The following is a 6,214-nucleotide window of genomic DNA, read 5'->3' on the forward strand; positions in this document are numbered from 1 at the left end:
CAGGAGCCCGGCCGACGCGGTGTCGGGTGCGGACGCGGTGGCGGACTCAGCCGCGCCACCGGGGCGGGCGGTCGTGTCGAGATGGGTCACTTCTTCTTCCTCTCGAGGAACGCGGTCATGCGGGCGCGCTTGTCGGCGCTGTCGAACAGCTCGGCCTGGAGTTCGCCATCGATCGCGGGGTGGTCTCCCCGGGGCGCGAGCAACGCGCGCTTGGTGAGGATCGTCGCGCGGGCGGAGTTCGCCGCGATGCGATCGGCGATCGCGTGCGCGGCGCTGAGCAGCTCATCGGGATCGTGCACACTCGACAGCAGCCCCCAGGCCAGAGCCTCGTCGGCCTCGATCACGCGCGCGGTCAGCAGCATCTCGCTCGCCCGGGCGTGCCCGACGATCTCGGGCAGTCGCCACGATGCGCCCGCCGCGGCGATGATGCCGAGGCCGGGTTCGGGGTTGCCGAAGCGCACGCGCGGCGTGCCGATGCGGATGTCGGCGGCATAGGCGAGTTCGGCTCCTCCGCCGAGCGCGTAGCCGTCGACGGCCGCGATGACGGGCATCGGGAGGTGGCGGATGCGGTCGAAGACGGTGGCGTTGATGCCGCGGCGGGCGTCGTCGCCGGTGCGGTCGCGCAGCTGCGCGATGTCGGCGCCGGCCGCGAAGATGCCGCCCGCGCCGGTGAGGATGAGCGTGCGCGGGCGCTCCTCGAGCGCACCGCACAGCGCGTGCAGCTCGTCGACCATGGCCTGGTCGATGGCGTTGCGGCGCTCGGGGCGGTCGAGGGTGGCGACGACGCGATCGTCACGGGCGTCGGTCCGGAGGGTGTCACCCATCGACCCGCTCCACGATCATCGCTGTGCCCTGCCCCACACCGACGCACATCGTGGCCAGGCCGTACCGGGCACCCTCGCGCTCCATGCGACCCAGCAGCGTCACGATCAACCGCGACCCGCTCGACCCCAGCGGGTGGCCGAGCGCGATCGCCCCTCCGTCGGCGTTGACGATCTCGGGATCGAGGCCGAGCCGACGGATGCACGCGAGCGACTGCGACGCGAACGCCTCGTTCAGTTCGACCGCCCCCAGATCGGATGCCGAGAGCCCCGCCTTCGCGAGAGCCTTCTCGGTCGCGGGCACCGGTCCGAGCCCCATGATCTCGGGCGCGAGGGCCGCGGCGGCCTGCGCGGCGACGCGCGCGCGGGGACGAAGACCGTATCGCTCGACCGCCTCCGCGCCGACCACCACGATCGCCGATGCGCCGTCGTTGAGCGAGCTCGCGTTGCCCGCGGTCACCACCTCGCCGCCCTTCACGACGGGTCGCAGCCCCGCGAGCACATCGAGGGAGGTATCGCGGCGGGGTCCTTCATCGGTGTCCACGAGACCCCGAGGTGTCTCGACGGCGACGATCTCGTCCCGGAAGCGTCCGGCATCCTGAGCTCGGATGGCCCGCTCGTGGCTGCGCAGGGCGAAGGCGTCGGCGTCGGCGCGCGAGATGCCGTCGACGCGCGCGACCTCCTCGGCCGTCTCGGGCATGGTGAAGGTCGCCTTCTCGCGCGCGGCGAGGCGCGGGTTGGTGAAGCGCCAGCCGATCGAGGTGTCGAACGCGTCGCCGGGTTTCGCCCACGCCTTCTCGGGCTTTGCCTGCACCCAGGGCGCGCGGGTCATCGACTCGACACCCCCGGCGACCACGATGTCGGCATCGCCCGCGCGGATCGCCTGAGCGGCGAGCGCGATCGCGCTCATGCCCGAGGCGCAGAGTCGGTTGACCGTGAGGCCGGGGATGCTGTCGGGCAGCCCCGCGAGCAGTACGGCCATGCGGGCCACGTTGCGATTGTCTTCGCCGGCCTGGTTCGCGGCACCCAGAATGACCTCGTCGATCGCCTCGACGGGGACGCCCGCGCGAGCCACCGCTTCTGCGACCACCAGCGCCGCCAGATCGTCGGGACGAACGGATGCCAGAGCCCCGCCGTACCGCCCGACCGGGGTGCGTGCACCGCCGACGAGAAACGCGTCCGCCATCGTCATCCTCTCCCCCGCCGACTCTGGCGGGGCCCGTCCACCTCGACTGCGAGGTTTTCCGACCGATCGTTCAGTAATCATGCCACGGTCGAGGCGGCGGTGGCAACGGGTGGGGTACGGCACGGCTCGGCCGGATGGCGCGAGCGGGGTCGGGTCACCGCCGCAGGGTCGGGTGGCGCGACCGGGGTCGGGTTGCCGCCGAGGTCACGTGATCCGGCCGAGAGCACATGCCGGTGCGTGCGCCCTCGCGCACGTCACGTGATCTCGCGGGCCAGCCCGATGGGAGACGGTTAGCCGCCGGTGGCCGCGGGGCCACGCCCACCGCCCCGGGGCCGCAGCGCAGCGGCATCCGGGAACGCGGGAACGAACGGCGGAGCGCTGCCGCACCCGATGGGCCGCGGACCGGACCGCGAAACGGTGCCCCCGACAGGATTCGAACCTGCGACGCCCGCGTTAGGAGTGCGGCGCTCTATCCCCTGAGCTACGGAGGCGGGATCGCTCCAGCCTACTGCGGCGTCGCGTGCGAGTCGGCGCGCAGCGGCAGGGGGCGACGCAACCCCTCCGCCAGACCCGCGTCCCATCGCCCCGGCTCCGCGAGGGTCGCCTCGCGCACGTCGACGCCCTCGGGTCCGATGCTCGCCGCGCACACCAGGAGCGACTCGAGCACGAGACCGTCGTGGGCGTCCCGGCGCAGGACCGACGCCTCGGGATGATGCGTCGCCTCTTCGACGACGCCGAGCCATGGCATCCACCAGTCGGAGCCCTCGGCGAGGCCCGCCTCGCGGAACGCGCCGAGCCAACGAGCGATGCGCGGGGTGCCGGGGTCGTCGACCGCGTGGTGGGCGACCATGTGGGTGCCGGGGGTCAGCCGCGTGCGGCGGGAGACGAGGCCGTCCCATTCCACGAGGTGCGCTCCCGCGGCATCCACCTCGACGAGATTGAAGCCGCGCGTGGCGGGACGATCCGGGATGCCGGTGCCCACCGCGTCGAGGGGGACACCGCCGCGACTGACGACCTCGTCGTCACCGCGGTCGGAGAGGTCTTCACGGTTGAGCAGCACCGCCAGTCGATGCGCGGCAGGGTCGACCGCGAGCCAGGCGCCGCCCGCGCGGTCGTCGCGGACGCCGAACACGTCGCCGCGCTCGGGCCACCACGGGCCGATACCGCGCCACGGGCGATCGCGGTCCTCGTCGCGGACGGCGAGCACCCGCACCGGTTCGCCGGGGTTCGCGGGGACGTCGATCACGACCGTGCACATTCCGACAACGCTACCCGCGCCGCGCTGACACTGGGCGGCTCGCGGTCGTCCCGAGAACAGGCGTCGTCACGGGAACAGGCCGACCGGCGTCGACGCGTCCTGTTCTCGTCGCGGCCCCTGTTCCGATGGCGAACCGCCGCTCCGGCGTCGCCGACCTGGAAGACTGGCGTGATGTTCGTCGTCGTGGGAGTCACCGGAGGCATCGCCGCCTACAAGACCGTCGGCCTCGTGCGGCTGCTGGTGAAGGCCGGGCACGACGTGCACGTCGTTCCCACCGACGACGCGCTGCGCTTCGTCGGGCTCCCCACCTGGGAGGCGCTCAGCCGCAACCCCGTCACCACCTCGGTGCACGACGACGTCGCCAAGGTCCGGCACGTCGCGCTGGGGCAGGCCGCCGATCTCGTGATCGTCGCCCCCGCCACCGCCAACACGCTCGCGGCGATGACCGCCGGGCTCGCCTCCGACCTGCTCGGCACGACCCTTCTCGCGACAACCGCGCCCGTGGTCGTCGCCCCCGCGATGCACACCGAGATGTGGCGGCATCCGGCCACCGCGCACAATATGGACGTGCTGCGCGCCCGCGGCGTGCACGTGGTCGGGCCGGAGGACGGCGTCCTCACCGGCGGCGACTCGGGTCCGGGCCGCATGTCGGAACCGGAGGACATCGTCGCCGCCGCCCTCGCCCTCGTCGAACGGCCGCGCGACCTCGAGGGTGTCTCGGTCGTCGTGAGCGCCGGGGGTACGCGCGAGCCCATCGACCCGGTGCGCTACCTCGGCAACCGATCGAGCGGTCGGCAGGGGGTGGCGATCGCGCGGGCCGCTGCGGATCGCGGCGCTCGCGTGACCCTGGTCGCCGCGCACCTCGACGCCGACGTCCGCCCCGACCCGCGCGTCGAGGTGCTGGCCGTCGCGACCGCCGACGAGCTCGGCAGGACGATGGATGCCGTCGCCCCCGACGCCGACGTGATCGTCATGGCCGCGGCGGTCGCCGACTACTCCGTGGCGGCGGTGTCGGAGCACAAGCTCCGCAAGCAGGACTCCCCCGGCGCTCTAACGCTCGAACTGCGGGAGAACCGCGACATCGTCGCCGGTCTCGTGGCGGATCGCCGCCCGGGGCAGACGATCGTCGCCTTCGCCGCCGAGACCGTCGCCGACGACGCCGAGCTGCTCGAGCGCGCCCGCGCGAAGGCGGCACGCAAGGGCGTGGACCTGTTGGCCGCCAACGCCGTGGGCTGGACGCGAGGGTTCGAGTCGGCGGCCAACGCCCTCACGATCGTGGATGCCGCGGGCACGGTCGTGGCCTCGGCATCCGGGACGAAGGACGAGACGGCGCACGCCCTGCTCGACGCCGTCGTCTCGCTCCGCTCGCACTGATCGGAGAACCCCGCACACGGGCGCCGATCACGACGGCCGAGGGCCGGTGGTCGACGCCCGTCGGCGGGGTACGAGGTCAGCTCTCGCCGAGAGTGCGGACCGCGTCGAGGATGTCGGCGACCTCGGTGCGCGTCGTGTAGTCGACGTGGATGTCGGCGAAGCGGATGCGCCCGGCCTCGTCGATGACGTAGACGGACGGGAAGGGCACGCGAGCGGTGGCGTCGGCGTTGCTGTCGGCGACGTCGAAGCCGAGCTCGGTGTGCGCCTCGCGGGCGGAACCGCTGGGCTCGGTGACGATGCCGAAGCGGTCGGCGAGGGTGTTCGCGGGGTCGGAGAGGACGACGAAGTCCAGGTCGCCATTGGCGACGCTCTGGGCGAAGCCGTCGGGCGTCTGCGGCGACACGGCAACCAGCTGGGCACCTTGCTCCCGCAGGGCCGGGACCAACTGCTCCTGGTAGGTGCGCAGGGTGATGTTGCAGTACGGGCACCACGCACCGCGGTAGAAGACGACCACCGTGACGGCGTCGGCGAGCACCGCCGAGAAGGTGGTCTTCGCGCTGTCCGCGGTGAGCAGCTCTGCGTCGGGGGCCTCGTCGCCGACGCTCAGTGCCCCGGCCGGCACTCCTGCCGCGCGGAGGTCGTTCTGCTCTCCTGAGAAGACGGCGGCGAGGCGGTCGCCGATCTGAGACTCGAAGCCGACGTTGAAGTCGTCGACCTGCTGAGCGATGGACGGTGTGGACATGGTGGCCTCCCCGGCGTAGCCGACATCGGGCGTCGGTGTCAGGAGCGTATGTCGGCCGCCGGATGCCGAGGGCATCGCTGTCGCAGAACGGAACATAACGTCATGCGGCGTCATCGTCGGCCCCGGGAGGGGGCGCGCCGACCGCGTCGACGGCCCCCTCCGGGTCAGTACCCGTAGGTGCCGGCGAACTCGTTGATGAGCGAGAACAGCTGCGACAGCAGCACCACGACCCAGATCGACAGGGCGACGACGGCGACGATGTTGACGGCGATCGAGGCCCAGATCGGGGCAAGGCCCGAGCCGGTGCGGCGGCGCAGGACGATGCCCCGCCCGATGACATAGACCAGGCCCGAGCCGATCATCAGCACGAAGAAGCTCCAGGCCCAGTGGAACGGTCGCTCGACGCCGCGCGCGCGCAGCTGACGCCAGTCAAGGAAGGAGAACAGCACCGTGAGCGCCGTGATCACGAGGGTGACCACCGACGCCACGAGCGTGATGAGCGTTCCTGCGGTGGAGGAAGCGGCCATCGTCGTGTCGCCGGACTCGTAGGCGTACACCCCGGCGTAGAAGGAATCACGGATGTACGACGTCCAGTCGAAGATCACCAGGCCGAGCACGCCGACCAGCGGCAGGAGGACCACGAGCCAGATCCACACGGTGTTGGTCTTGATGTCGCGGCGTTCCGCGGTGTCGGCGACCGGGGGCGCGCCGGCGTAGGCCGAGGCGGGGTAGGCGGGAGTGCCGTAACCGGCTCCGGCGGCGGCGCCCACGCCGGCATAGCCCGGCGACGGGTCGCGAGGGAACGCGGGCGCCGAGGAGTAGGCCGGGGCCGC

The 6,214-nt window shown here is 72.5% G+C and carries 6 protein-coding genes and 1 tRNA gene; 1 reads left to right on the forward strand and 6 read right to left on the reverse strand.

All coding sequences use genetic code 11. The features are described 5' to 3' along the window. Nucleotides 1-86: 86 nt before the first annotated feature. The 4 genes from Q9R20_RS15645 to Q9R20_RS15660 form a co-directional block, all read right to left on the reverse strand. Nucleotides 87-824, reverse strand: a complete 738-nt coding sequence (locus Q9R20_RS15645; protein WP_311250203.1) for an enoyl-CoA hydratase/isomerase family protein — start codon at nucleotides 822-824, stop codon at nucleotides 87-89. Further along, nucleotides 817-2,007, reverse strand: coding sequence for an acetyl-CoA C-acyltransferase (locus Q9R20_RS15650; RefSeq protein ID WP_311250204.1), 1,191 nt, complete (start codon nucleotides 2,005-2,007; stop codon nucleotides 817-819). The genes Q9R20_RS15645 and Q9R20_RS15650 overlap by 8 nt, the downstream gene beginning before the upstream one ends. 418 nt (nucleotides 2,008-2,425) lie before the next feature. Further along, nucleotides 2,426-2,498 (reverse strand) — tRNA-Arg (locus tag Q9R20_RS15655). Nucleotides 2,499-2,512: 14 nt separating this feature from the next. After that, nucleotides 2,513-3,265, reverse strand: a complete 753-nt coding sequence (locus Q9R20_RS15660; RefSeq protein WP_311250205.1) for an NRDE family protein — start codon at nucleotides 3,263-3,265, stop codon at nucleotides 2,513-2,515. Nucleotides 3,266-3,436: 171 nt separating this feature from the next. On the opposite strand from Q9R20_RS15660, the gene coaBC reads away from it, so the two are divergent. Beyond that, on the forward strand, nucleotides 3,437-4,639 hold the full coding sequence (gene coaBC, locus Q9R20_RS15665; RefSeq protein WP_311250206.1) for a bifunctional phosphopantothenoylcysteine decarboxylase/phosphopantothenate--cysteine ligase CoaBC: 1,203 nt from the start codon (nucleotides 3,437-3,439) through the stop codon (nucleotides 4,637-4,639). Between the two features lie 76 nt (nucleotides 4,640-4,715). Here coaBC and Q9R20_RS15670 read toward each other — a convergent pair whose 3' ends face one another. Both Q9R20_RS15670 and Q9R20_RS15675 read right to left on the reverse strand, forming a co-directional pair. After that, on the reverse strand, nucleotides 4,716-5,381 hold the full coding sequence (locus Q9R20_RS15670; RefSeq protein WP_311250207.1) for a peroxiredoxin-like family protein: 666 nt from the start codon (nucleotides 5,379-5,381) through the stop codon (nucleotides 4,716-4,718). A 164-nt stretch (nucleotides 5,382-5,545) separates the two neighbouring features. Next, a partial coding sequence (locus Q9R20_RS15675; protein WP_311250208.1) for a hypothetical protein occupies nucleotides 5,546-6,214 on the reverse strand: 669 nt, incomplete at its 5' end.

The organism is Microbacterium sp. PRF11 (genome assembly GCF_031844085.1).
In the GTDB taxonomy this organism is placed as follows: Bacteria; Actinomycetota; Actinomycetes; order Actinomycetales; family Microbacteriaceae; genus Microbacterium.